This is a genomic window from Mesorhizobium sp. WSM4306 (genome assembly GCF_007003975.1).
Taxonomy (GTDB): Bacteria; Pseudomonadota; Alphaproteobacteria; order Rhizobiales; family Rhizobiaceae; genus Mesorhizobium.
Window position 1 is genome coordinate 45253 of sequence record NZ_VFTC01000006.1, and the last position, 20724, is coordinate 65976.

A 20724-nucleotide genomic window follows, 5' to 3' on the forward strand; every position below is an offset into this window, starting at 1 on the left:
TGGGGTCAGTTTGCCGGGACGACGATCTCGGAACGGCGGGGGCGCTGACCGTTCTTGCCAGGAACGAGCACGACGATGACGCAGACCTCCTGGCCGCCACGCGTCGACTGCGAGGCCTTGGCCAGTGTGCCGCCATTCTGCTCGGCAACCTGCTGGCCGATCGCGTAGCAGTCGGCCGCAGCCGCCGGCGTCGCCAACACGCCGGCGATGCCAAGCGCCAGTGTCGCGGTTCTGAAATGAGAGCGAAGCGTTTTCATGGTCGACGTTGTAACGCAACTGTGCTGAACGTGAAATGAACGGTGAACGGTTGAAAATCCATCCCCGCAATATACCCCTGCGCGCGAAAGGAATGAATGCGATTTTGCCGCCCAGTCCCCTCAGACCGGGCATGGGATTCATAGCCGGAAAACCTGCTGCGCGGCTATGGTTTTTGCGAGGAGGTTCTGAGGTCGGAGGTGGATTGGGAACGGGTCAAGGCGCGATCATTCTCAGGGGCGCCCTAAATAGCGTAGGAAACGCCAAACCATCGGAGTGGGCCATGACGGATAAAGACCTTGCCGATCTCTATCGGGGCTACATCGCCTGCCTGAATGCCCAGGACTGGGCCAATCTCGGAAGGTTTGTCGGCGATGAGGTGCAGCACAATGGCGAAATGCTCGGTCTGTCAGGCTATCGCCGCATGCTCGAAGGCGATTTCGAGGCCATTCCCGATCTCGGTTTCAACATCGAACTGCTGGTCTGCCAACCACCGCGCGTGGCGGCGCGCCTGCATTTCGACTGTCATCCCAAGGGAATGCTGTTCGGCCTGCCGGTGAATGGCAAGCGCGTGTCGTTCGCGGAGAATGTTTTCTACGAATTCGCAGAGGGTCGCATCCGCGAGGTGTGGTCGGTCATCGACAAGGCCGAGATCCAGGCGCAGATTTAGAGCAATTCCAGGAAAAGTGTGAAGCGCTTTCCCTTGGGAATTGCGTCAAACAAGAGATAGAGCGGTTCGCCGTTTCCGTGAAACGGTGAAAACGCTCTAGGTCGCGCTTTGCGTGATGGCGCGAATCCGCAGCAGCCCGTGATGGAGCTCTAGATCCTCGTCATAGCGCGCCTCAGCGAACTCCAGCGACAGGCGTGTCTGGTCGCGCGAGCCGGTGGCGAACGCAGCGCCGTCGAGGCGCGCCCGGATGCTGTCCATGATCAGACGCGTCTCGGCCTCGCCTTGCGCCTTCGACCAGACATGCAGCGTGATCAGCTGGTCGTCATCGTTGTCGGCGCCGGTGTCGAGATCGAAAGCGCTGGTCCGGCCATAGGTGACATAGGGGAAGGCGGCACTGTCGGCCGCCTGCTCGCGCAATCCGGCGCCGCCGAGCAGCGCCGTCAGCGAGGCGTCGCTCTTCAATCTCATGAATAAGGCTTGCAGCAAATCGCCGGGCGCCGTCATCCTCGTCTCCGTTCGCCTGTCACGCCTAAGAGCATGATGACATCCGAAAACCGCTTCACACTTTTCGGCATCATGCCCCTGAACAAACCTCATGCCGCTATCAGTTTCGCGCGCAAACTAACTTCGTTGCGCCGATTCCGCCAGATGACAACCGGCCCCACGCAAGTTGCGAATCGGGCGGCATCGCCGTTTCACCGACCGGTTTCTATTTGGCATGCAGGGAGTTTCAAGAAGGGTGTTATGAGGAGGCCTGTTTTCTCCGACAATTCGAGGTCATTTCATGCGCACGCCAGCGCTGCTGCCGGCTTTTGGAAAACTTGGCGTCAAGCCCGTGGTCGCGATTGCGGCAGCACCACGCTGTCCAAGGGCATGAACAGCGCAGCTTTGCGCATGCGGAAGGTTCTTTCCGCGCACGGCGGCCTGGTCTTGAAGCTGTCGGTGCTGGTCTGGACGATCCTGATCCTGGCGGCGGCATTTTTCATGTCACGGGCCTGACGCCGCGATGGCAAACCGCTACGCTTTGCGCATGGACCAGCCTGACAGCTGGACTATCTTCGACATCTTCACCGGCCAGCCTGTCGAGCTCAAGCATCAGGTCATGGTCGGCATGAATGTGCGCGATGCGGAAGCGATGGCCGACCGCCTGAACAGCCGGGACGTCAAGCGGCGGGCAAAAGCCGACCGCAAATCCTGATCCAGGTCGATCGCAGCCAAGCGCTAGCTGAAATCCGCGGCGGTGAGCACATATATGCTCTTGCGGGTGCGCGCATACGCCTTGCTGGCAATGTCATGGATGGAATTGGACGCCGTATCGAAGGCCGCCAGATAGGTGGCTTCCGAAGTCGCCGTCCCAGATGGCGCCTTCGAGATTGCATCGGCAGCGACAGAGAAGGAAATCTGGAACATGCCGTCATGGCCGACAAAGCGGATACGCTTGCCGGCCTCGTCATAGCTGCGGCTTGGATTGGGGAATGTCAGGCTCATGACTTGGCTCCCTTGGGTGCGGCGGCGGCTTTCTTGACTGCCGCCCGCTTCTTCTTCGGTGTCGGATTCAAGGCTTCCTCAACGCGGTCGGCCTCTTCCTTGGCCAGGCGCAATCCCCTGAGCCTCGCGGTCTTGATCTCCCTGGCCCTCGCCTCCGACATGTAGTCGGAGGTTGCCTTGTTGCGCTCGGCCGTTTTCTTCTGCTTGTCCATGAAGCGGGCCTCAGCTTTTTCCATGATACCCTGATTGCCGTCGGCCATCGCTTAAATCTCCCTTGTGCCTGAAACCGTTGAAATGAAACTTTCCATATAAATAGTGGCTTTGGCGCAGAAATTCAATTTTTTGAATTATTTAGACGCTGCGCGAAATCTGGAAATCCGCGGGCCGCATAATACTTTTTAATATTTTTAGCTGGCCGCGAATAATTTTTGGCACTCCTATCTATCGAGTGCCAACGCGCCTATAAGAGCGGCGTGGCCGCCTGTGCAGGCCCCAGAAAGAAGTTCTCATGAAGTTTCGGCCACTCCGCGACCGCGTCGTCATCCGGCGCGCAGAAGGCGATACCAAATCCAAGGGCGGCATCATCATTCCCGACAATGCCAAGGAAAAGCCGCAGGAAGGCGAAGTCATCGCCGTCGGCCCCGGCGCTCGCGACGAAAACGGCGCGCTTGTTCCGCTCGATGTCAAGGCAGGCGACTTGATCCTGTTCGGCAAATGGTCGGGCACCGAGGTCAAGATCGACGGCGAGGACCTTCTGATTATGAAGGAAGCCGACATCATGGGCGTCATCGACAAGAGCGAGACGGCCGTCATCGGCAAGAGCGAGACGGTCGTCACCGAGAAGAGCGTCAAAGCCAAGAAGGCCGCCTAACCGGCCTGGCTTTGCCAGGCTCCGGCGAGCCGCTTGCTTCATCATACGAACGGGATTGAAAAACATGTCTGCCAAGGAAATCAAATTCTCCACCGACGCGCGCGACCGTATGTTGCGCGGCGTCGAGATCCTCAACAATGCGGTGAAGGTCACGCTTGGCCCCAAGGGCCGCAACGTCATCATCGACAAGGCCTATGGCGCGCCGCGCATCACCAAGGACGGCGTCGCGGTGGCCAAGGAAATCGAGCTTGCCGACAAGTTCGAGAACATGGGCGCGCAGATGGTGCGCGAAGTGGCTTCGAAGACCAACGACCTCGCCGGTGACGGCACCACCACCGCCACGGTGCTGGCCGCCTCGATTCTGCGCGAAGGCGCCAAGCTCGTTGCCGCCGGCATGAACCCGATGGATCTCAAGCGCGGCATCGACCAGGCTGTCGCCGCCGTGGTCAAAGACATCAAGGCGAAGGCCAAGAAGGTCAAGTCGTCGGCCGAGATCGCCCAGGTCGGCACCATCGCCGCCAATGGCGACGCCACCGTCGGCGCCATGATCGCCAAGGCGATGGACAAGGTCGGCAATGACGGCGTCATCACCGTCGAGGAAGCCAAGACCGCCGACACCGAACTCGACGTCGTCGAAGGCATGCAGTTCGACCGCGGCTATCTCTCACCCTATTTCGTCACCAATGCCGACAAGATGCGCGTCGAGCTCGAAGACCCCTATGTGCTCATCCACGAGAAGAAGCTCGGCAATCTGCAGGCGATGCTGCCGATCCTCGAGGCGGTGGTGCAGAGCGGCCGGCCGCTGCTGATCATTTCGGAAGACGTCGAGGGCGAAGCGCTGGCGACGTTGGTCGTCAACAAACTGCGCGGCGGCCTCAAGGTCGCGGCCGTCAAGGCGCCAGGTTTCGGCGACCGCCGCAAGGCGATGCTGGAAGACATCGCGGTGCTGACATCGGGCCAGATGATTTCCGAGGATCTCGGCATCAAGCTCGAAAACGTCACAATCGAGATGCTCGGCCGCGCCAAGCGGGTGCTGATCGAGAAGGACACCACCACGATCATCGACGGCGCCGGCACCAAGGCGACCATCCAGGCGCGCATCGCACAGATCAAGGGCCAGATCGAGGAGACGACGTCCGACTATGACAAGGAGAAGCTGCAGGAGCGGCTGGCCAAGCTCGCCGGCGGCGTTGCCGTCATCCGCGTCGGCGGCGTCACTGAGTCGGAAGTGAAGGAAAAGAAAGACCGCATCGACGACGCGCTGAACGCGACGCGCGCTGCGGTCGAGGAAGGCATCGTGCCCGGCGGCGGCGTGGCGCTTCTGCGCGCCAGGTCGGCTCTGGCCGGCCTGACCGGCGCCAATGACGATGTAACGGCGGGCATTTCGATCGTGCTTCGCGCGCTCGAGGCGCCTATCCGCCAGATCGCCGAGAATTCCGGCGTCGAAGGCTCGATCGTCATCGGCAAGCTGTCCGACAGCAAGGATCACAATCAGGGCTTTGATGCCCAGAACGAGGTCTATGTCGACATGATCAAGGCCGGCATCGTCGACCCGGCGAAAGTGGTGCGCACCGCACTGCAGGACGCCGGTTCGATCGCAGCGCTTCTGATCACCGCCGAAGCCATGATCACCGACGTTCCGCCGAAGGATGCGGCACCGGCGGGTGGTGGCGGCGGCATGGGCGGCTACTGACCACCGCCTGAAGTGTTCGCCCGGCATGCCGGGCGGGCCAAGCCAGAACAACGGGCGCCGGTGACCGGCTGCGCCAACACCCACGCCGGGCGCCTGTCGCCTTCACCGTCGGGCGCAAGCCGGGCTGAAGCCCTCCACGAGGCGAAGGAAAGCTTATCGTCCAATCCAGCCTCGACTGGACCATCATGCGGCCACCCAGGCTGGGCAACGGCGCGGCAACGGTGAGTTCCACCCCGGCGATTGCATTCGGGCGGGTCAGCATCCTGCGCTGACCTCCCGAGGCCGGGGCTGCCTCGACCCGTTCGGTGTACTGCTATGAATTCGCAGCCATCGGCCGCCCTGGGGCAGGTCCTTGAAGGTCATTTGAAGCGTAATTATATCAACAACTAAGCGTGCGGTGCACGCGAAACGTAGTGCTTTGGTCAAGCTTCTCTATGGAGGTTGTCATGGCCAATAAACTCATGGAAGGAAAACGGGCCCAGGATCTCATTAATCTGATCCTTGCCGTTTGCCTGTTCATCTCACCCTGGGTAGTCGGCTTCGCTGCTGAAATGACTCCCGCATATAACGCCTGGATTGTCGGCGTTGTGATCGGAGCCCTGGCTGTCGCGACGCTTTCCGTATTTGCCGAGTGGGAAGAGTGGGTGAACATGGTTCTCGGGCTCTGGCTGATCGTCTCGCCGTGGCTGCTTGGTTTTATGGCGAACGCAAACGCAATGGGGACCCATGTGGTTCTCGGCGTGCTGGTGGTTCTCGCCTCGGCCTGGGCAGTCTGGGACTTCCGTCACCCGCACGCGCATGCGTGATCGGTGACGACAAAAAGGAGGAGCCCGGCGCGTGAGCGGCGGGCTCCGCTGATCGCTGAGAGCGATACGCCGGCCCGTGAGCCGGACCGCCCGGTCAGTATCCCGGCGGCCGCGGCAGACCATCATTGCCGGTTGCGTTCCCTTCACGAGACCGGCGCTGCCCCACCTTGTTCGGTGCGCCGCGCTATGAATTCATCGAGAATACCTGATGTAGCGGCCGCCGAAGCCGGTGGCTGGAAGTCGGCCAGCGTCCGCTTCCAGATGCCGGTGGCGCGCTCGGTGGCCGACTTCGAGCCGGACTGCGTCCAGTTGCCGAAATTCGACCAGTCGGCAACCAGCGGCTCGTAGAAGGCGGTGCGGTAGCGCGCCATGGTGTGGCCGGCGGAGAAGAAATGTCCGCCGGGCTGGACTTCGGCGATGGCCTCGAAGCCGATCGCGTCCTCATCGCCCGGGGTCGCCGCACAGAGTTCGGCGACCGTCTGCAACGCCTCGATATCGGTGATCAGCTTCTCGTAGGAGACGCTGAGGCCGCCCTCCAGCCAGCCCGCCGCATGGATGCAGACGGTGGCGCCGGCAAGCACCGAGCCCCACAGCGCGAACTGCGTCTCATGTGCTGCCTGGACGTCGGAAATGTTGGCCGCACTGCCGCCGCCGGACCGCCAGGGCAGGCCGGTGAAGCGCGCCAACTGGCCGGCGCCCAGCGTCGCCTTGACATGCTCGGGCGTGCCGAAGGCCGGCGCGCCGGACTTCATGTCGACATTGGAGGAGAACGAGCCGTAGACCACGGGTGCGCCGGGCCGCACCATCTGCGCCAGGGTCAATCCGGCCAATGCCTCGGCGTGCTGCAGCGTCAATGCGCCGGCGACCGTGATCGGCGCCATGGCGCCGGCCAGGCAGAAGGGCGTGATGACAGAGACCTGGCCCGCCCTGGCAAAGTCGATGATGCCTTGCGCCATCGGGATGTCGAGCTGGCGCGGCGAGTTGGTGTTGATGACTGTGTAGCAATGGACGCCGGCAAGGAACTCGTCCTGCGACAGGCCACGCGCCAGCCGGATCATCTCAAACCCATCCTCGACCTGCGGCGTGCCGCGCGCGAAGACGAAGGGGAACTTGTCCGACAGCGTCAGCTGCGCCCGGTTGGCGGCATAGTGGCGCAACCGGTTGTCGATGTCCTGAGGTTCGATGCAGGGGCACAGCATATGCAGCACGTCGAAATGCTGAATGAGCTTGGTCAGTTCCTCGAAAGCGGCGAGCGTGCCTGGCCGCCGCCCGCGTTCGATGTCGGTGACGTTGGGCGCGCCGGCGCCGGCGAGGAAGGTCATGGAGCCGAGCTCGAGCGTGAGGTCTCGGCTGCGGTCGCCGGCCATCGCCCGGATGGATTTTGGCGCCGAGGCCAGCGCGGCCGTCACGATATCGCGGCCGACGCGCACCATCTGGCTGTCCTCATCGACCAGCGCACCGGCTTTCGCGTAAATCGCTCGCGCCTCCGGCAGCAGCACCTTGATGCCGAGCTCTTCCAGTACGCGCTGCGCCGTGTCGTGGATGGCGGCGACGCGATCGTCCGAAAACACCGGCTGCGGCAGGAACGGGTTTTTGAGCGAACGGTAATTCGGGTGGCGGCTCGACCCGCTGCCGGCCTCACCGGTGTGCCCGCGCCGGCGCTCGCGCCTGGTCTCCCTTATGACATCATCGACCATGGCCACCACTCCTCATTGCCTCATTGCCTTGCCGTCAGCGTCGTAGGGCGAAGCCGCGATGACACGCGCAGGCTGCTCGACGCCGACAATGTGCACCGAAAGCTCCGTGCCCTCCCTGGCGAAATCGTCGTCGACCAACGCCAGCGCGACGCTTTTACGAACCGTGTAGCCATAGCCGCCCGAGGTGACGAAGCCGACTCGCCGGCCCTTGTGCCAGACCGGCTCGAAGCCGCTGGCGTCGGCATCGACGGCGTCGACTTCCAGCGTCACGATCCGTCGTGTGATACCGGCATCACGCTCCTTCAGCACCGGCTCGCGGCCGATGAAATCGCTTTTGTCGAAGGCGATGAAACGGTCGAGCCCGGTCTCGCCCGGCGTATAGCCTTGCGTGAACTCGCGCGACCAGATGCCAAAACTCTTTTCCAGCCGCAATGCGTTGAGCGCGTAGTAGCCGATTTCGGCCAAGCCAAGATCCGCGCCGGCGGCAAGCAGGGTTTCGCGTAGGGTCGCATGCATGACGGCCGGACAATTGATCTCGAAGCCAAGTTCACCGGCGATCGACAGCCGCGCCACGCGTGCCGAAACCATGCCGATGTCGAATTGGCCGCACGCCATGAACGGCAGGGCTTGCGCCGAGATATCCTGATGCGTGGTCCGCGCCACGATGTCCCGCGCGTTCGGCCCGGTGACGAGGAATCCGCTGATCGTGTCGGAGCTATCCGCGATTGAGACGCCTTGCGCCATTTGCGCCTCGAACCAGCGCATGTGAAATTCCCGGAGATAGTAGGAGCCCATGAGCCAGTATTCGCCGCCGCCCCAGTTGAGCACGGTAAGATCGCCCTTGAGCCGCCCGTCAGACCCAAGCATGGGCGCCAGCTTCGCGCGCCCCGCCTTCGGCAGCCTGCAGGCCAGCAGCCGGTCGAGCCAGGCCTCCGCGCCCGGCCCGGATACGGCATAGCGCGAGAAGGCCGATGTATCGACCAGACCGGCGGCGCGGCGCAGCTGCAGCGCCTCGTCGCCGACGATATCGAAGGCGTTGGAACGCTTCAGCGTCGTTTCCTCGCGAAAGCCGATCGGCGCGAAATAGGCGGGAATTTCCAGCCCCCAGGAGGCCGTCCATTCGCAACCCGCCGCGCTCATGCCGTCATACGCGCCGGGGCGCTTCAGCGGACGGCCGGCCGGCAGCCGTTCATTGGGAAAGGTCATAACGAAGCGGCGTGCATAGAACTGGCGCGTCGCTTGCCCGAGATATTCGCGGTTGGCGGCAAAAGCGCCGTAGCGGGCGATGTCCATGCCGAATACATCGGCTTGCGGTTCGCCATGGATCATCCACTCCGCCAGCGACTTGCCGACGCCGCCGCCCTGGCTGAAGCCGGCCATGACGCCGCAGGCGACCCAATAGTTCTTCACGCCGCGGACAGGACCGACGAGCGGGTTGCCGTCGGGCGTGAAGGTGAAGGCGCCGTTGACCCATTTGCGGATGCCGGCAGTGGCCAGGCACGGGAAGCGCTCATAGGCTTTCGTCAGCTCCGGGCCGATGCGGTCGATGTCCTCCGGGATCAGCTCGATGCCGTAATCCCAGGGCGCACCGTCCATGTTCCAGTGCTTCGGGTTTTGCTCATAGACGCCGAGCAGGACGCCTTTACGCTCTTGGCGTAAATAGGAGAAGCCGTCGAGGTCGACGGCGAGGCCGAGCTCCTTGTCGAGCGCGGCCACTTCCGGAATGTCCTCTGTGACGAAGTAATGATGCTCCATCGGCGTCACCGGCAGCTCGACGCCGGCCATGCGGCCGACCTGCTTTGCCCAGAGACCACCGGCATTGACGACATGCTCGGCAACGATCATGCCCTGTTCGGTCAGCACATCCCAGCCGCCATCGGGGCGCGCCTTCAGATCGAGCACCCGGTTGCGCAGGATGACATCGGCGCCACGCTTTTTCGCAGCGCCGGCATAGGCATGCGTCGTGCCGTAAGGATCGAGGTGACCTTCGTTGGAGTCATAGAGGCCGCCCAGCACACCGTTGACGTCGACGATCGGGCAGATTGCCTTGATCTCCTCAGGCGTCACCAATCGGGCGGTCTCGATGCCGACCGACTGGAACACCGCCCAGGCCGATTTCAGCCATTCCCAGCGCTGCGGGTCGCTCGCCATGTTGACGCCGCCGGTCATATGCAGGCCGGTGTTCTGGCCGGACTCGGCCTCGATCTCGCGATAGAGCTTGATCGTATAGTCCTGCAGTGCCGCGACATTGGGATCGGCGTTGAGCGCGTGGAAGCCGGCTGCCGCATGCCAGGTCGAACCGGCGGTCAGTTCGGCGCGCTCGATCAGCGCCACCTCGCTCCAGCCGAAGCGCGCCAGATGGTAGAGCACCGAGGCGCCGACCACGCCTCCGCCGATGACGACCGCCCGATAATGCGACTTCACGAGCCCCTCCCTCTCGTTGGATACCCACACGATACATATTCTGGACACATGTGTCTAGACATGTATGTCCAGAGCTTGCGCAGAATTCCGCGCCATGGCACTTGTGGGTCCATGATCATGATTGCTCCGCAGGCCGAGCCGGCACCCGGCAACATCAAGGTGACGCGCCAGGACTGGATCGATCTGGCGCTGCAGACCCTGGTCTCGGACGGCATCGAAAGCGTACGGGTGCTGACGCTCGGCCAGAAGCTCGGCGTCTCGCGCTCGAGCTTCTACTGGTATTTCCAGAGCCGCCAGGATCTGCTCGACCAGTTGCTCACCCATTGGCATGACACCAATACCAAGGCGATCGTCGAACGCGCGCAGCGGGCGGCCGATACGATCATCATAGCCGTCATGAATGTCTTCGAATGCTGGGCCGACGAGCGCCTGTTCGATCCGCGGCTCGATTTTGCCGTCCGCGAATGGGCACGGCGCTCAGACGATGTTCGTGCCGCCATCGACCAGGCCGACAACGACCGTCTTGGCGCCATCCGCGAGATGTATCGCCGCCACGGCTATGATGAGGAAGACGCCTTCATCCGGGCACGCGTGCTCTACTACATGCAGATCGGCTATTACGTGCTCGACCTCAAGGAGCCGGTCGAGGCGCGGGTCAGCCATCTCGCCGCCTATCTGCGCGCCTTCACCGGCCAGGAGCCGAGCGATGCGGATGTAGCGCATTTCATGCACTTCATCGCTGCGCGCTGATAGAATAGCGGTTGGCGGTCAACAAACCGTGCGGTGTGGCCCGGCGGCCCTTGTGAGCCGGCTGAAATGGATGAATAGTCTTCGTCGGGTGCACCCCCGCCCTGAAATTGCCTGCTTGCGGTTCTCAGGTCGTGGGTGGGGTGAGTTTCGGGAATGGCCAGTCCTTTAGAACGACGTCCAAGAAGAAGAGGTCCGATCGCCGCCGCACTGCTGGCGGTGGACGCGTGGATCGATTCCTCGCTCTACGAGATCGGCTTCAAGGCCGGCCAGTTCTGGGAATCGGCAACCATTTTTTCGCGACGCTTTCGCGTCACCGGCTGGCGACGCGGCATCATCGAAGTGCTGAGCGAAGGTTTCACCATGGGCGCCGGCGGCTTCGTGGTGCTCCTGGCGCTGGCCATGCCGGCCTTCCAGATCACTACAGGCGACTGGCGCAGCCAGGGCGATTTTGCCGTCACCTTCCTCGACCGCTACGGCAACGAGATCGGCCAGCGCGGCATCATCCAGCGCGATTCGGTGCCGGTCGACGAGATGCCGGACCACGTCATCAAGGCGGTGCTGGCGACTGAGGACCGGCGTTTCTTCGAGCACTACGGCATCGACGTGCTCGGCCTGTCGCGCGCCATCTTCGAGAATGTGCGGGCCAATTCCGTCGTCCAGGGTGGCTCCAGCATCACCCAGCAGCTGGCCAAGAACCTGTTCCTGTCGAATGAGCGGACCTTGCAGCGCAAGATCAAGGAAGCTTTCCTTTCGCTGTGGCTGGAGGCCAATCTGTCGAAGAAGGAGATCCTGCAGCTCTATCTCGACCGCGCCTATATGGGCGGCGGCACGTTCGGCATCGAGGCGGCGGCGGATTTCTATTTCGGCAAGAGCGTCAAGGATCTGAACCTCGCCGAGGCGGCGATGCTGGCCGGCCTGTTCAAGGCGCCGACCAAATACGCGCCGCACATCAACCTACCCGCCGCCCGCGCTCGCGCCAATGTGGTGCTGTCCAACCTCGTCGATTCCGGTTTCATGACCGAAGGCCAGGTGTTGCAGGCAAGGCTGCATCCGGCCGAGATCGTCGACCGCGGCGAGCAGAAGAGCCCGGATTATTTCCTCGACTGGGCCTTCGACGAGGTCAAGAAGATCGCCAAGCCCGGCCAGCATTCGGTGGTCGCTCACACCACCTTCGACGCCAACATCCAGAAGGCGGCGGAAGAATCCGTCGAATTCCACCTCCGCCAGTTCGGCAAGGAATACAACGTCACCGAAGGCGCCGTTGTGGTGATCGAGACCAATGGCGCGGTGCGCGCCATCGTCGGCGGCCGCGACTATGGCACCAGCCAGTTCAACCGCGCCACCAAGGCGCTGCGCCAGACCGGCTCCTCGTTCAAACCTTACGTCTACGCCACGGCGATGGAGCATGGCTTCACGCCCGACTCGGTGGTTTCCGGCGGCCCGATCAGCTGGGGCAGTTGGTCACCGCACAACTACAGCGGAGGATCGGCCGGCAATGTCACGTTGATCACCGCAATCGCCAAGTCGATCAACACCGTGCCGGTGCGGCTCGCCAAGGACCATCTCGGCATCGGCCCGATCAAGGCGATGGCCGAATCGATGGGCGTGGAATCGCCGCTGGAATCGCACAAGACCATGGTTCTCGGCACGTCGGGCATGACGGTGATGGACCAGGCGACAGGCTACAGCGTGTTTGCGCAGAACGGCTTCGTCGGCTCCCGCCATGGCATTACGCAGCTCGTCACCCGCACCGGCGAGGTGGTCTATGACTGGACCAAGGACGCCCCGCCGCCGCACCGCGTGCTGTCGGAGCAGGCGCTGAAGTACATGAACACCATGCTGGCGGCGGTGCCGGTCATCGGCACGGCGCGGCGCGCGCAGCTTCCCAACATCGTGGTGGCCGGCAAGACCGGCACGACGCAATCCTACCGCGATGCCTGGTTCGTCGGCTTCACCGGCAACTACACGGCCGCCGTCTGGCTCGGCAATGACGACTTCACGCCAACCAACAAAATGACCGGCGGCACGCTGCCGGCCATGGTGTGGCAGCGGCTGATGGTCTATGCGCACCAGAACATCGACTTGAAGCCAATCCCCGGCCTCGACAAGCCCTTTGTCGACGAAGAAATCGCCGCCAAGGCCGAGGAGGCGGAGAAGAAAAATGCCGATCAGGCGGCAGCGGATGCCGCCGCCGAGCGCCCGCCCGTGCTGTCCAGCCGCACGACGCAGACGTTGCGCGAGATGACCAAGGTGTTCCAGGCCGCGCCCGTGCTGGTCGCACCATCGGCGCCGGAGACCTTGTCGGCGCTCTGATCCGTCATTCCACAGGGCCGCTTGCCCTGCGGCCTGCCCCGCTATATCCCCGAACGACAATTCTCTCGTCCCGGTTCTTCATGCTCAAGACCGCCTTTTTCACGCTGCTTTCGCTTGCCATTGCCATCGGCGGCGGCGGCGGCAGCGTCTGGTATGCGCTGCAGGCGCAGAGCGGTGTCGGCGCGATCAGCATCGGCCAATGGACCGCCTTCCCCGAGATCGGCACGCAAGATGCCGACCCCTATTCGAAGGCGCGCGTGGCGCGCGAGGGCGTACTGGCGCTCGGCAAGGCGGAAGGCTTGTCCTTCATCGCCGAACGCGATGCGGCCGGCGATGAGCTTAAGCGGCAATGCGACTACAGGATCGATGGCAGTTTCCCCACCGCCCGGTTCTGGACGCTTTATGCCGCCGACCAGTCGCTCGGCGTGGTCGACACCGGCAAGCCGCGCCTGGCGGCGCTGCAATCCTACCAGGTGCTGCGCCAGCCCGACAATTCGGTGATCATTACCGTCGGCAATCGCCCCGCGCCCGGCAACTGGCTTCTGACCGAAGGCTTTGGCCGGATGTATTTCGTGCTCACCTTCTACGACACGCCGATCGCCTCGAGCACCGGCCTCTCCGACGTGACGCTGCCCCGTATCGTCAAGGCGGGCTGCAATGCGTAGGCTGCTGCACGCCATCCTGCTCGGCCTGCTCGGTGCGGGCATCGTCCACATCGTGGTGCTTTTGCTGGTGCCGGAGTTTACCGAGCGCGACGCCTGGTCGCGGCTGGCGTTGGCTTCAGACCTCTACAAGATGACCAGGCTCGACGCCGAGGCCGGCGGCGCGCCGGTGGTCAAATCGGTCGATCCGATGTTTTACGCCGCCGCCTGCCGCTTCGACCTTGCCGAAGGCATGGTGCGCATCAAGGCACCGGGCAGCGTGCCATTCTGGTCGGTTTCGGTCTATGACCGCAACGGCCACAATTTCTATTCCTTCAACGACCACACCGCGACCGGCAACAAGCTCGACACCGTGGTGCTGACGCCGGCGCAAATGATCGACGTGCGCCGGGAGCTGCCGGAAGATCTGCAAGGGGCGATCTTCGTCGAAGCGCCGATCGAGGAAGGCATCTTCGTCATTCGTGCTTTCGTGCCTGACGACAGCTGGAAGCCGGTTGTGTCGCAGTTCCTGGAGCAGAGCTCCTGCGAGCTGCAGGACTACTGATTTTTGCCCCGAAGAGAGCCTGCTCAGTGGTGCGGAACAGGCGACCGTGGTGTGTCTGGCTTGTCCGAACCGGCCGGCCGCGCCTCGCCCGCCAGTGGCGGATGCTCGTAGCGGACGCCTGGGAAAATGATCACCGCCGCCGGCGTGCCGGTGCCCTGAACTGCTCGATTGACTGGTGCCCGTCGCGGCACAAAAGACAGTACCATGCCCATGGTTCGCGTATTCCTCTCGGTTGCCCGGAGCACAACGCAACGCCTCCAAATGTGATTAAGGCAGGCAGAGGGTTAACGGAGCGCTAACGGATCGCCGCTAATTTGATGTTTGTTCCAAGCCTTACGCGAAACCGACACAGTTGCGGTTGAGCATGGTCCGGGTCGTGTCGAGTATCGGGCGTATCTTCCGTGTCAGTTTCGGATTTCAGGCAAATCGCTATACGGACGGAATCGGGAAAAGCCGAAAGGCTGTTTCGTGCCGCGGTGTCGGCGTTCTGCTCGCTGACCCGCCCGTCGCGCCGCGAGATCGCCCAGCTCGAGGATCTGACGCTGCCGCTTTTCGACAGCGTGTCGGTTGAATCGCGCCGCTATGTCGCCGCTGCCCTCTCCGAATGCGAATATGCGCCGGCTGCCCTGGTGCGGCGGCTTTGCGAGGAGCCGCTCGATGTCTGCGCGCCCTTGCTGGTCCGTTCCCGCGCCCTGAGCGATATCGACCTGATTGCGCTGATCGGCCGTCACGGCCTGCCGCACGCGCGCGCCATTGCCCGCCGCAAGGATTTGAACCCAACCATCGCGCAGCTGATCAAGGCGCTGGAGAAACCAACCCTGGTGCGGGTGCGGCAGCCCGAGCCGATCGCCGAAGCGACGGGCGACCGAGCCGAACCCGCTGCCGCCGCTCCCAGCCCACCCAAACTGCCCGGCAGCGCTGCCGAAAGCGCCAGGCGCCGGCTGCGCGCGATGATGCTCGCCGAGAGCGAGGCGACATCGGTCAATCCCTTCGTCGGCTCGGCGACCTATAGCAAGCTGCGCGAGACGGCGCTGACCGGCAACGCCGCCTTCTTCCAGACCGCGCTTGCCGACGCACTCGACATCGAGTTTTCGACGGCGCGCGCGCTGACCGAGCAGTCGAGCTACGTCTCGCTGCTCGCCGCCTTGCGGGCGCTCGACCTCAGCGAGGACAGGGCATTCCTGATCGCGGTCGCGGTCTACCCCCGGGAGTTTCCGCACCCGCAGGCGATCCGTATTTTCCTCGACCGCTACCGGCTGCTGCACCACGAGGCTGCCCTCGAAAAGCTCCGCGGCTGGAAGGCCGAGACACTAGCGGTGCGCGGCAACGCCCCTGCCGCCGCAAATGCCGACCAGGCGCCGGATGGCGACAAGGCAAGCCTCAAGGCATCTTGACCGAGAGCAGCTCCTCGACGGGAACCGAGCCGGCCTCGATCTCGACCACCCAGATATCGGGATCGAATTTCTTTTCCCGCTCCAGCCTGGCGTCGAGCACGCTGGCGTCTTCACCAGCGCCGAGCAGCGTGAAAAACCGGTCATCCGGTTTGGCCGAATCGTAGCTGGTCTGCGGCGCCGGGCCGAACAGGGAGACCTCGCCCAGCCGCCCGCGCGACAGCACGAAGACAGCGCCGGCCTCGGTCGCGCCGCGCTTGACGACGGCGGCAAAGCCGCCAGCGCCGAACACACGGCGCAACAGGGCCGACACCCAAAGATCGGTGGTTACGCGCATGGGAGGGGTCCGGACGACATGCGCAGCGTCTTAGCCGGATTTACACTCGCCCGCGAGCGGTCGTCTGGTCTGTTCAGTTGGTCAGGCCGATTTCGCGCATCTTGACGTAGACGACCTCGTCCGGCTCGCCGGTCTGCGGCAGGCCGAACAGCGACTGGAATTCCTTGATCGCGGCCTTGGTGCGGGCGCCGACGACCCCGTCCAACTGCATGTCGTCATTGCCGAATGCCTTCAACCCGGCCTGGATCTTGACGATGCGAGGATCGGGCGCCTGGGCGGATGCCGGTGCCGAGACCGGAATTGGCGCGGGGGCAGCCTCGGGCGCGGCAGCGGGAGCAGCGGCCATATCCACGGGCCGTGGCGCCGGATGGGGAATACCCGCCGTCGTCTGCTTGGCGCCGAGCTGGTCGAGCAGGACGGCGTCGATCTCGCCGGATGCCGGCAGACCGACCTTCTGCTGGTAGGCCTGGATGGCCTTGTGGGTATTCGGCCCGGAAATGCCGTCGACGGTGCCTGTGTAGAAATCGAGGTCCTTGAGGATGCCTTGCACCTGCTCGACCGTCGGGTCGCTCTTGGCCGGCGCCGGGCCAGGCCGCAGTATGTTGATGGTGGTTTCGGGTTCATCCGTGCCGGGGCGCGGAAAACCCTCGATGCTGCGCGTGGCGAAGAAGGCGCCGGCATGCGGAAACGGCTGGTACCACAGCGCGTTGGCGGAAACGTAGAACAGCGTCACCAGAAAGGCGGTCGAGCCGCCGACCAGGACCGGATTGCGCGAGATCGCGCCGCCGAGCGCAATCGCGCCGGCCTCGAAAGCGCCGCTGCGGCGCTTGACCGCTTTAGGCTGTTTTGCGGAGCGAGCCATTCCTGTCCCCTTTCGCGTCGCCCTTCGTCCTGGTCACGGGCATCGGCAGCACGCCGTTCCTGTCGGTCGCGCGCTTTTTCGGCCCGTTCACCGGCAGGCTGATCGTGACCGTCGTCCCCTCACCCGGCATGCTCTCGATCGACATCGTGCCGTCGTGCAGGGCCACCAGGCCCTTGACCAGCGACAGGCCGAGCCCGGTACCCTCAAACCGGCGCGTATAGTCGTTGTGGATCTGCATGAACGGCTTGCCGAGATTGGCGAAATCCTCCTCGGCGATGCCGATGCCGGTGTCCCTGACCCAGAAATGCAGCCGCGAGCCGATCCGCTTGGCGCCGACGACGACATCGCCGCCGTCGGGCGTGAACTTGATCGCATTGGAGACGAGGTTGATCAGGATCTGCTGCACGGCGCGACGGTCGGCATTGATCTCGCCGGCGTCGGGCGCGATCTGCGCCTGAAGGTCGATGTTCTTGGCGTTGGCCTGCAGCTGCATCATCGACTGGCACATCTCGACCGCTTCGATGAAGCGGAACGGCTCGGGCTCGGTCGCGTAGGCGCCGGCCTCGATCCTCGACACGTCCAGGATCGAGGTGACGACGGCAAGCAGATGCTGGCCGGAATCCCTGACCAGGCCGACATATTCCTTCTGGCGCGGGTCCTTGAAGCCGCCGAACATCTCATGCAGCAGCATGTCGGAAAACCCGATGATGGCGTTGAGCGGCGTGCGAAGCTCGTGGCTGACGACGGCCAGGAAGCGGCCCTTCGCCACCTCCGCCGACGCTGCCGCCTCATTGGCGGCGGCAAGCTCGTCGCGCAGTTCGGCGATCTCGTCGTTCTCGCGCAGCAGCAGGGTGAAGGTCTCCTGCTGCTCGTCGGCCCGAACCAGTTCGAGCTGGAATGGCCGGTAATTGTCGGCCAGCGGAGCATTGCCGTCCTGGGGCAGCCTTACCCGAAGATCGAGCCGCCGCGCCACGGCGCCATCGCGCAGGTCTGCAAGCGCGCTCAGATAAGCAACGCGATCGGACAGATGGATGCGGTCGAACAAGCCGGCGCCGAAAAGCAGTTCCGGCGGCAGCTTCAGGATGGTGCGCGCCTTGGCCGATGCATCAAGGACTTCGCCATGCCGGGCGACATGCAGGATAACGGCGTCGATCATGTCTTCGAGGCGGTCGCTTGGAAGGAGCGCAGGCTGCGCATGTGCGGCATCGCCAAGGGCTGCAAGCCGGGGAACCAGCGTCAGTCCCCAGGCCAGCGGCAACAGCCAATGCCACGCCGCGACTTGCACCGCACCGAGCGGGACGACAGAGCCGACAAAAGGCTGCAGCAGCACTGCGGCAAGGGCGGAAGTGCCGCCCCAAAGTGCCGCGCGCTTCGAACCGCCGATCCACCAGGCTTCGAATGGCAGCGCCAGGGCCAGCAACGCAACCGGCGACGCCAGGCCGCCCGCCGCGGCGATGCCGCCGGCAAGGGCAAGACCGCCGGCGGCAAGCGCGACCTGGGCGGCCAGCGCCATTTTGCCCGACGCCGCCACCAGCAAGGCCGCGAACCAGCAAAGACCAAAGGCGGCGAAGATAGTTGCGACAGTGACGGCGGCGCCCATCCCCGAGGTGACCAGTGTGACCGCGGCACCCGCGGCAAAGAACGGAGCGGCAAGCATGATGCCGATGAACCGGCGCTGGCGCAGGCGGTCGTCCCGGCCAACGATGGCCGGATGGACCATGCGTTCGCAACCGGCCGCCAGCGCGCCAGGCAGTTCAAGATATCTGGCCTTAATCAAACTCAACTCAACGCACTCGCACCCGGTCGTGACTGCCCCTGCTTTGCAGGTCGTTTTTGTTTGTTTGAAACTCGCATCGAGCGTTTAAGGAATGAATAAGGCTGACCGGAACAACGACCTCCCTGCGGCAAAAATTGCGGCGCAGGCGCCAGAATGCACCGTCATTTGCGGCCATAGTAAACGGAGCGTTATGTGCAAACGGCTTGCCTGCGGCGGCAAAATCCTGAGCCGGCATGCCAGCACCTCTGGATATATCCATTCATAACAATCGCTTAGATAGTTAGTGCAAGGTGAAGAGAACCGCCGGCGTTTGAAGCCAATGCATTGCAAAATGCTTCGTTTCGAATTTGCCTAAAATTTGAGGAGAATTTTCGCTGAACAAGCAAGCCGTCCTTTGCGCCTCATATGTCATTGTCGCTGAGATAAAAGAGGTCATGGCGCATGGACGCGTGATCCGGTCATGGACGAGAGGGCAATTCGATGGGCTTTCTGATAAGAATGGCGTTCTGGTTTTCGCTGGTGCTGCTGGCGCTGCCACTGAGCGTCGGCTCCGACGAGGAGGGCCACGAGAGTGTCGGGCCGATCCAGGCACTGTTTGCGGCGCGCGAGGCAGTCGGCGACATCGCCGGCATTTGCGAGCGCAAGCCCGATGTCTGCGAGACCGGCAAGTCGGCGATGCATACGATCACCGCCCGGGCCAAGGAAACCGCCAAGATCGCCGCCGCCATGCTGGACGACAAGGGCACCGAGCCCGAGACGTCGCCCGATACCTCACTGGCCACCGGCAGCGTCGCCGAGGACATTGTGCTGCCGGCGACCGTCAACATCCCTGCCAAGCTGGTGGCGAAGAACTAATTCCGCTGTCTCTACAGCGACACCGCAGGCCGGTCGGACCTCTCGGCGCCTGCGGTGCTTTTCTTCTTTTTCCGTGACGTCGCAGCCGCGGATGACTATATCCCAAGCAATGGCCACGACGATCCAGACGATCCGCGACGACTTTTCCCTGCTCGACGAGTGGGAAGACCGCTATCGCTATGTGATCGAGCTCGGCGAAGCGCTGCCGCCATTTCCCGACGCCGAGCGCAATGCCGTGAACAAGGTGCCCGGCTGCGTCAGCCAGGTCTGGCTGACCACTGAACAAGCCCGGGGCGCCGATCCCATCATCATCTTCACTGGCGATTCGGACGCCCACATCGTGCGCGGCCTGGTCGCCATCATGCTGGCGTTGTTTTCGGGACGGTCCGCCAGCCAGATCCTGGAAACCGACGCCGAGGCGACGCTGAAGTCGCTCGGCCTCGACGAACATCTGTCGCCGCAGCGCGCCAACGGTCTGCGCTCGATGGTCAAGCGCATCAAGCGCGACGCGGAGATGGCGCTCAAGCAAACTGCTTGACTCCGGAAACAAAAACGGCGCCTCGAGCCGCCGTTGATCTTGTCGAACTGGAGCCGGTGTTACCGGCCCTTGCGCTTGCGACCGAGGCCCATCTTCTTGGCCAGCTGCGAACGGGCAGCGGCATAATTGGGGGCAACCATCGGGTAGCTGGCGTCCAGATTCCACTTCTCGCGGTATTCATCGGGCGTCAGACCGTAGTGGGTCATCAAATGACGCTTCAGTGACTTGAACTTCTTGCCATCTTCAAGGCAGACAATGTAGTCGTCATGGACTGAGCGCTTCGGGTTTACCGCAGGCTTCTGCTTGTCGGCCGGAGGCTGTTCGCTTGCTCCGCCCACGCGCCCGAGAGCGGCATGTACGTCGGCGATAAGATTCGGCAGTTCGCCGACTGGCACGGGATTGTTGCTGACGTAGGCGGCCACCACATCGGCGGTCAGCTCGATCAGCGCATCGCTATTTCTGGAAGGTGTTTCGACGATATCCATGGTGTTCAGGCCCCAACGAAAGATGTTTCTGTTTGCGCCCTTTTTGAGAGATCGGGCATGGCGCGAATTTCACGCGGGAAGAGCTTCATGGATTCGCGTCCGGGCATCTTAATGAGCCTGTAGACCAAGTAAGTCAATTCGCATCTTGCGCTATATTCAACGATATTCATCGAATAGTCGCTCTTCAGCTTCAATCTTTCGTGCACTCTGTAACTTCGCGATATTTCTGGTCGGACCAGGACTGACATGACGTTAGGTCATGCCATCGCTAAATCAGCGAGGACTCATGAAGTGGATTGTGATGCT

Annotated in this window: 23 protein-coding genes; 13 read left to right on the plus strand and 10 right to left on the minus strand. The window is 63.2% G+C overall.

Annotated elements, in window-relative coordinates:
• Positions 1 to 5 precede the first annotated feature (5 nt).
• A complete protein-coding gene (locus tag FJV77_RS09850; protein ID WP_142866621.1) occupies positions 6 to 257 on the minus strand; it encodes a hypothetical protein in 252 nt (83 codons plus the stop codon).
• Between the two features lie 281 nt (positions 258 to 538).
• Between FJV77_RS09850 and FJV77_RS09855 the strand changes: the two genes are divergently transcribed.
• On the plus strand, positions 539 to 925 hold the full coding sequence (locus FJV77_RS09855) for an ester cyclase (protein ID WP_142866622.1): 387 nt from the start codon (positions 539 to 541) through the stop codon (positions 923 to 925).
• Between the two features lie 96 nt (positions 926 to 1021).
• On the opposite strand, the gene FJV77_RS09860 is transcribed toward FJV77_RS09855, so the two are convergent.
• Positions 1022 to 1393: a DUF3168 domain-containing protein gene (locus tag FJV77_RS09860; RefSeq protein ID WP_246691206.1), complete on the minus strand. Its 372-nt coding sequence runs from the start codon at positions 1391 to 1393 to the stop codon at positions 1022 to 1024.
• Between the two features lie 72 nt (positions 1394 to 1465).
• On the opposite strand from FJV77_RS09860, the gene FJV77_RS32870 reads away from it, so the two are divergent.
• Both FJV77_RS32870 and FJV77_RS09870 read left to right on the plus strand, forming a co-directional pair.
• Entirely contained in the window at positions 1466 to 1924 is a 459-nt protein-coding gene (locus FJV77_RS32870; RefSeq protein ID WP_246691207.1) for a hypothetical protein, read from the plus strand.
• 7 nt (positions 1925 to 1931) lie between these two features.
• A complete protein-coding gene (locus tag FJV77_RS09870; protein ID WP_142866624.1) occupies positions 1932 to 2123 on the plus strand; it encodes a hypothetical protein in 192 nt (63 codons plus the stop codon).
• 23 nt (positions 2124 to 2146) lie between these two features.
• Here the strand turns inward: FJV77_RS09870 and FJV77_RS09875 are convergent, their stop codons facing one another.
• Both FJV77_RS09875 and FJV77_RS09880 read right to left on the minus strand, forming a co-directional pair.
• Positions 2147 to 2413: a DUF1488 domain-containing protein gene (locus tag FJV77_RS09875; protein ID WP_142866625.1), complete on the minus strand. Its 267-nt coding sequence runs from the start codon at positions 2411 to 2413 to the stop codon at positions 2147 to 2149.
• Positions 2410 to 2673: a hypothetical protein gene (locus FJV77_RS09880; RefSeq protein ID WP_142866626.1), complete on the minus strand. Its 264-nt coding sequence runs from the start codon at positions 2671 to 2673 to the stop codon at positions 2410 to 2412. The genes FJV77_RS09875 and FJV77_RS09880 overlap by 4 nt, the downstream gene beginning before the upstream one ends.
• 248 nt (positions 2674 to 2921) lie before the next feature.
• Between FJV77_RS09880 and FJV77_RS09885 the strand changes: the two genes are divergently transcribed.
• The 3 genes from FJV77_RS09885 to FJV77_RS09895 all read left to right on the plus strand — a co-directional run bounded on the left by FJV77_RS09885 (position 2922) and on the right by FJV77_RS09895 (position 5783).
• Positions 2922 to 3284 (plus strand): co-chaperone GroES, encoded by a 363-nt coding sequence (locus FJV77_RS09885; RefSeq protein ID WP_142866627.1) that lies wholly within the window; start codon positions 2922 to 2924, stop codon positions 3282 to 3284.
• 64 nt (positions 3285 to 3348) lie between these two features.
• The gene (groL, locus tag FJV77_RS09890; RefSeq protein WP_142866628.1) at positions 3349 to 4977 is read left to right on the plus strand and encodes a chaperonin GroEL; all 1629 of its coding nucleotides are present in this window, start codon (positions 3349 to 3351) and stop codon (positions 4975 to 4977) included.
• A 446-nt stretch (positions 4978 to 5423) separates the two neighbouring features.
• The gene (locus FJV77_RS09895) at positions 5424 to 5783 is read left to right on the plus strand and encodes an SPW repeat protein (RefSeq protein WP_142866629.1); all 360 of its coding nucleotides are present in this window, start codon (positions 5424 to 5426) and stop codon (positions 5781 to 5783) included.
• 143 nt (positions 5784 to 5926) lie between these two features.
• On the opposite strand, the gene FJV77_RS09900 is transcribed toward FJV77_RS09895, so the two are convergent.
• Positions 5927 to 7480: a trimethylamine methyltransferase family protein gene (locus tag FJV77_RS09900; RefSeq protein WP_142866630.1), complete on the minus strand. Its 1554-nt coding sequence runs from the start codon at positions 7478 to 7480 to the stop codon at positions 5927 to 5929.
• 12 nt (positions 7481 to 7492) lie between these two features.
• The gene (locus tag FJV77_RS09905) at positions 7493 to 9904 is read right to left on the minus strand and encodes an FAD-dependent oxidoreductase (RefSeq protein WP_142866631.1); all 2412 of its coding nucleotides are present in this window, start codon (positions 9902 to 9904) and stop codon (positions 7493 to 7495) included.
• A gap of 111 nt (positions 9905 to 10015) precedes the next feature.
• Here FJV77_RS09905 and FJV77_RS09910 point away from each other — a divergent pair, with 111 nt between their 5' ends.
• The 5 genes from FJV77_RS09910 (at position 10016) to FJV77_RS09935 (ending at position 15567) form a co-directional block, all read left to right on the plus strand.
• On the plus strand, positions 10016 to 10654 hold the full coding sequence (locus tag FJV77_RS09910; RefSeq protein WP_142866632.1) for a TetR/AcrR family transcriptional regulator: 639 nt from the start codon (positions 10016 to 10018) through the stop codon (positions 10652 to 10654).
• 153 nt (positions 10655 to 10807) lie between these two features.
• Entirely contained in the window at positions 10808 to 12967 is a 2160-nt protein-coding gene (locus FJV77_RS09915; RefSeq protein WP_142866633.1) for a penicillin-binding protein 1A, read from the plus strand.
• An 80-nt stretch (positions 12968 to 13047) separates the two neighbouring features.
• Positions 13048 to 13632, plus strand: a complete 585-nt coding sequence (locus tag FJV77_RS09920) for a DUF1214 domain-containing protein (protein ID WP_142866634.1) — start codon at positions 13048 to 13050, stop codon at positions 13630 to 13632.
• Positions 13625 to 14173, plus strand: coding sequence for a DUF1254 domain-containing protein (locus FJV77_RS09925; protein WP_142866635.1), 549 nt, complete (start codon positions 13625 to 13627; stop codon positions 14171 to 14173). Before FJV77_RS09920 ends, FJV77_RS09925 begins: the two co-directional genes overlap by 8 nt.
• A gap of 401 nt (positions 14174 to 14574) precedes the next feature.
• Positions 14575 to 15567, plus strand: a complete 993-nt coding sequence (locus FJV77_RS09935) for a DUF2336 domain-containing protein (RefSeq protein ID WP_142866637.1) — start codon at positions 14575 to 14577, stop codon at positions 15565 to 15567.
• On the opposite strand, the gene FJV77_RS09940 is transcribed toward FJV77_RS09935, so the two are convergent.
• The 3 genes from FJV77_RS09940 to FJV77_RS09950 form a co-directional block, all read right to left on the minus strand.
• Entirely contained in the window at positions 15554 to 15901 is a 348-nt protein-coding gene (locus tag FJV77_RS09940) for a DUF1491 family protein (protein ID WP_142866638.1), read from the minus strand. The two genes, FJV77_RS09935 and FJV77_RS09940, sit on opposite strands and share 14 nt — an antisense overlap.
• A gap of 73 nt (positions 15902 to 15974) precedes the next feature.
• Positions 15975 to 16763 (minus strand): peptidoglycan-binding protein, encoded by a 789-nt coding sequence (locus FJV77_RS09945; RefSeq protein WP_142866639.1) that lies wholly within the window; start codon positions 16761 to 16763, stop codon positions 15975 to 15977.
• Positions 16738 to 18483, minus strand: a complete 1746-nt coding sequence (locus tag FJV77_RS09950) for a HAMP domain-containing sensor histidine kinase (protein ID WP_142866776.1) — start codon at positions 18481 to 18483, stop codon at positions 16738 to 16740. The genes FJV77_RS09945 and FJV77_RS09950 overlap by 26 nt, the downstream gene beginning before the upstream one ends.
• A 537-nt stretch (positions 18484 to 19020) precedes the next feature.
• On the opposite strand from FJV77_RS09950, the gene FJV77_RS09955 reads away from it, so the two are divergent.
• Both FJV77_RS09955 and FJV77_RS09960 read left to right on the plus strand, forming a co-directional pair.
• Positions 19021 to 19395 (plus strand): DUF5330 domain-containing protein, encoded by a 375-nt coding sequence (locus FJV77_RS09955; RefSeq protein ID WP_142866640.1) that lies wholly within the window; start codon positions 19021 to 19023, stop codon positions 19393 to 19395.
• Positions 19396 to 19504: 109 nt separating this feature from the next.
• On the plus strand, positions 19505 to 19933 hold the full coding sequence (locus FJV77_RS09960; protein ID WP_142866777.1) for a SufE family protein: 429 nt from the start codon (positions 19505 to 19507) through the stop codon (positions 19931 to 19933).
• A 59-nt stretch (positions 19934 to 19992) separates the two neighbouring features.
• Here the strand turns inward: FJV77_RS09960 and FJV77_RS09965 are convergent, their stop codons facing one another.
• On the minus strand, positions 19993 to 20418 hold the full coding sequence (locus tag FJV77_RS09965) for a MucR family transcriptional regulator (protein ID WP_023673680.1): 426 nt from the start codon (positions 20416 to 20418) through the stop codon (positions 19993 to 19995).
• Positions 20419 to 20724 lie beyond the last annotated feature (306 nt).